The organism is Mesorhizobium sp. B2-6-4 (assembly GCF_006441495.1).
GTDB lineage: Bacteria > Pseudomonadota > Alphaproteobacteria > Rhizobiales > Rhizobiaceae > Mesorhizobium.
In genome coordinates, this window is record NZ_VFUE01000046.1 from 1 (window position 1) to 4,158 (window position 4,158).

The following is a 4,158-nucleotide window of genomic DNA, read 5'->3' on the forward strand; positions in this document are numbered from 1 at the left end:
AGTCGTGACGGTGCGATGGAGATCGAAACCGGGCTGATACCCAGTTCAGTCAACGCAACAAACCCTACGCAGGTAAGATCTTTCAAAATTTTCGAAGGCAAGGGATGTCGCCGCGACTACGCACGGTTTTGCCCGACGAAACCGATGGGTAAATGCGACCTTGAAAGCCAGATCGAACGGCTTTCACCTGCGTGCAGAGATTTCGTCGAGAAGCATCGGTGAAGTTGCGTGGCTATTATGCTAATGTAGCTATCTCTCATTCGATGCGTCAGTCTGACGATAGGTCCTCAGCTGACCGTCTGTCGAGCATGGCCGCGGGAAATAAACATCCCTGGCCCGAGCCGGTTGCGGGGCCTGTAGCTGGAGGGCCGTCGACGGGCCATGAGGAGAAAAAGGGCGAGAAACCGGGATCGCGACGCAAATCCTATGTCCGACAATCGGAACATTGCCGCTGCGATCGAGGCTTGCTACGACGCCGCGTTCGAGTTTAGGCAGTGGCCCGCAGCGCTTCAAATGCTGGCCCACTCCCTGGGAGCCACAAGTTGCGTTATCCGCACCTGCGATCCAACTCACCCGTTTCGTAGCGATCAGCGATCGCCGACCGCGCTCAGACCCGATTCGACCGAACATGCCGAATTCGCCGCCCTTTGGATCGAAAGAATCGAAGGTGCTCCCGATCCGCATGAACGTAGACCGCGCAAGAGGTTGGCAAAACTGACAGACAGCTTCGTTGTCGAGGATGAGATCACCACTCGTGATGAGCGCGAGGTTCTCCCTTATTACCAAGAAATCGCGCGTCCAGGCGACCGGGAATGGTGGGCTGCAATAGACTTCATGGTGAAGGATCGAAGGTGGATGCTCTCGATGTTTCGTGACGCTCATAAGGGGCCATTCTACCGGAATGAAGCCGAGGATTTCTTGGCGATCGTTCCGTCGATGGTTCGCATCATCAGTGCTGCGGAAAAGGTTTGGGAAACGGCAGTCGAACCGAACCTGGCCATTCTGGATCGGATGGGAAGCGCAGCGCTGTTGCTGAATTGCCGAGGCCGCGTCACCCGCTACAATAAACACGCGGAAGCTCTGCTTGGTACTGGCCTCGTTATCCACGGTGGTCGTCTGCGGGCGGCAGATCGGCCCAGTGATTCACGCTTGCAGAAATTGATCGCAGGCGTGGTCAGCCAATGCGGCCACTTGAGCGACGGGGAGCCCGTTTTGATTGCTCGCGAGGGTTCGCCATGGCTTCTTGCTGAAGCCATTCCGATGACCTCGTTCGTCCATGACCTCTTTAACGGCGGAGACGGGCTCCTCTATTTTACCGATCTTGTGGCCGAACCGGCGCTACCCAAGCAACTGATAAGGCACGCCTTTCAACTAACAGCAGCCGAAACGCGGCTGGCCTGCCGCCTTGCCGATGGCCGAGGTATCGGCGCGGCAAGCTCTGCCCTGGGAATTGGCCGTGAAACCGCCAGAACCCAGCTCCGTGCAATATTCTCGAAAACAAGCACCGGAAGTCAGGCGGAACTCGCGAAGCTCCTGTCCCGATACCAAGGGTCCTCCACGCATTGAAGTCGCGGTGTCACCCGTTCGGGTGAAGCCCTGACGGTCCAAGGGTTGCACTCTGCGCTGAATCGGGGCCGTGGCACTTCACAACAACAGGCGCCGGTCTCGATCCGATACGTCTCAAGCGGGGCGGGCGGTCAGACGATATTTGGTTTTTGCAACGGTGCGTGCCTGAATCCCTCTGATGTCCGACTAGTGCCTTCGGGCCGAAGAGGTGAGCAGAAAACATCGCGTCCGCTATTACATTAGCAGTAGGAAATATATTGCCAAACGGCGGCGCGAGGCGGATCATCAACGCCCGCACCTCCGATCGAGAATTGGAAAGACAGGGCTGATCGGAGCTTGCCGATCGTACCGAACGCCAGGAGGTTCAGATGAAACTGCGTGCTTGCCTGCCAAGTGCAGGATGGACAGCTATTGCCTTAATGAGTTTCGGCACAGGTGCTGCCATTGCTTACGCCGCGGACAGTCCGTTGCAGTCGCAGCTTGCGGCGCCAAGAGTATCGTTGCCGGGGGAACTCGACATCACACACTGCGTCGCTCTGGCCGCTGCCGGCCAATCACTGGCCCCGCAAGACTTGAAGGCCTACGAGGAGGCCCAGCCGCCATTGTGGGATGACCTGGGCTCCCTGAGCTATCCGATCAGCACAAAGAGCGCCGATGCCCAAAAATACTTTGACCAGGGGCTGCGGTTCGCCACCAACTTCAATCACGCGGAGGCGCGACGCGCCTTCCGCAAGGCACAAAGCCTCGATCCCGACTGTGCGATGTGCTTCCTCGGCGAGGCACTGGTCCTGGGCCCGAACATCAACGTGCCGATGGATCCCACCGCAAATGCACCAGCGATCACTGCTCTTCGAAAGGCGCAGGCGCTTTCATCCGGTGCCACCGAGAAGGAGCGGGGACTGATCGAGGCGGTCGCCACGCGGTATTCCGAAGATCCCAAGGCCGATCGAAACACCCTGAACGCCGCCTTCGCCGATGCAACTGCGGCGCTTTCCGACAAATATCCTGACGATCTCGAACTCGCTGTGCTGGCCGCAGAGGCCGGCATGGACACGCAGCCTTGGGACTATTGGCAGCCGGGCGGCAAGGAACCCAAGGGCCGCACCGCCGACATCCAGAGGCGGCTGGAAGGCGTTCTCGCCAGGAAGCCCGACAATCCGATGGCTATTCACCTCTACATTCATCTTGTTGAGGCCTCGGATCGTCCGGAGCGCGCCGAGCCCTACGCGGACCGGCTAGCAGCGCTGATGCCGGGGGCCGGACACATCGTCCATATGCCGAGCCACATCTACTATCGCGTCGGCCGCTACACGGATTCGCTGAAGTCCAACGAAGCTGCCTCGAAAGTGGACGAGACCTATCTCGCCGAAACCGGCGCTACCGGTGTCTATCCGCTCGGCTACTATTCCCACAACGTGCACTTCGTATTGGTTTCGGCCCAGCTCCTCGGTGACTCGAAGACGGTGCTTGCAGAGGCTGAGAAGCTGGACAAGTTTCTGACTAACGAGGTGGCCACGGCAATACCGATCGTGCAGCCGGTGAAGGCAGCTCCGTATTTCGCCTGGGCGCAATATGCCGAACCGGATGCGATCCTGGCTAAGGCCGAGCCGGCCGGCGCGCCGCCTTACATCACATCGATGTGGCACTATGCGCGCGGCGTCGCCCTGGCCGAGAAGAAGGACGCCTCGGGCGCGCGAGTCGAGGCGGACGCCATCCACAAGATCGCTCAGGAAACCGACTGGTCGGTGCACGATGCCTGGGGAATCCCGGCATTGTCGGTCCTGCAAGTGGCCGAAGATGTCGTACGTGCCCGCGCTGCGCAGGCCGAGAATGACGTCGGCGGCTCGATAGCCTTCTGGAAGAAAGCGGTCGAAACGGAGGACACGATCCCCTACATGGAGCCTCCGTACTGGTATTATCCCGTGCGGCAGTCCCTCGGTGCCGCCCTCCTCAAGAACGGTCAGCCGGCGGACGCGGCGAAGGAGTTTGTGGCGGCGCTCCACCGCGCACGCAGCAGCGCCTGGGCACTGTTCGGGCTGCAGCAGGCGGCGGAGGCCCAAGGCGATACTGCCGCCGCAACGAAAGCCGCGGACGAACTTTCCAAAGCCTGGAAGGGCGATCCGGGCATGCTGACGCTGGAACGGCTCTGAACCTCATCCCGGACGGGACCGCTGCGGTCCGTCGACCGGGCTCCAACCAATCACCCAATTTCCGATTTGTCGGAACGTCTGCAAGCGCTTTTCTGACGTTATTCGAAGGGTAGAAATCCGCATGCAGGTTCCGTACAGATGACCGATGCGACCCCGGTGATCGGCTCTGGTTTCAGTCCGATTCAGGTCCGACAGTATCCGGCTTAAGCAGCAAAACGTGGTGATCCCGACAGGAATCGAACCTGTGACCTACAGATTAGGAATCTGCCGCTCTATCCTACTGAGCTACGGGACCACGCGGCCCGACACATAGCCGCTTCCGATCGTTTCGCCAAGGGGCGGGCCGAACACAATGTCGTAAGCAGATGAGTTGTCCGGATTAGGTAGCACGTGAGTTGTCCGGTTTTATCGCCAGCGAATGGAGGCTGGGGATGAAGCGGAC

At 59.7% G+C, this 4,158-nt stretch carries 3 protein-coding genes and 1 tRNA gene; 3 read left to right on the top strand and 1 reads right to left on the bottom strand.

Annotated features, from left to right (window positions below):
• From FJ426_RS31645 to FJ426_RS31170, 3 genes are all read left to right on the top strand, one after another.
• The coding region (locus tag FJ426_RS31645; RefSeq protein ID WP_210242345.1) for a hypothetical protein at window positions 1-222 on the top strand (222 nt) is incomplete at its 5' end.
• 204 nt (window positions 223-426) lie between these two features.
• Entirely contained in the window at window positions 427-1,566 is a 1,140-nt protein-coding gene (locus FJ426_RS31165) for a helix-turn-helix transcriptional regulator (protein WP_140825710.1), read from the top strand.
• Window positions 1,567-1,934: 368 nt separating this feature from the next.
• Window positions 1,935-3,716, top strand: a complete 1,782-nt coding sequence (locus FJ426_RS31170) for a hypothetical protein (protein WP_140525778.1) — start codon at window positions 1,935-1,937, stop codon at window positions 3,714-3,716.
• A 218-nt stretch (window positions 3,717-3,934) separates the two neighbouring features.
• Here the strand turns inward: FJ426_RS31170 and FJ426_RS31175 are convergent.
• Window positions 3,935-4,011 (bottom strand) — tRNA-Arg (locus tag FJ426_RS31175).
• Window positions 4,012-4,158: the final 147 nt, after the last annotated feature.